This is a genomic window from Vibrio sp. T20, assembly GCF_007858795.1.
Classification (GTDB): Bacteria; Pseudomonadota; Gammaproteobacteria; order Enterobacterales; family Vibrionaceae; genus Vibrio; species Vibrio satsumensis.
Map to the genome: position 1 here is coordinate 1 of NZ_VFEB01000236.1, position 299 is coordinate 299.

At 43.8% G+C, this 299-nt stretch carries 1 pseudogene; it reads left to right on the forward strand.

What is annotated here, in order from left to right:
• Window positions 1-186: 186 nt before the first annotated feature.
• Window positions 187-299, forward strand: a pseudogene (locus tag FTW16_RS22245) (AraC family transcriptional regulator); the annotation flags it as partial.

Sequence of the window (299 nt, forward strand, 5' to 3'; positions counted from 1 at the left end):
CGTTTCGAGCGATGTTTCACACTTATTTTGGTTAATACCTTCAATATCGACTTTGAATAGTAGTTGGTTTTCTTTCGATATTTCAACTTGATATCGCATACGCGTGCCCTCTCTACTTCATTCACTCTGCCGGGCATGATAGCCTAGTCTCGCCACGTCAGAATAGGGACATAAAGACACTTAACCATGCCAACCCGCCAAATAGATTCTCACTCCGGAATCATCACCTCAAATGAGATGATGGTCGCTAATCCTAATTCACCAGCGTTAGTGAAGACCATCGATATGCCCAAGGGCTA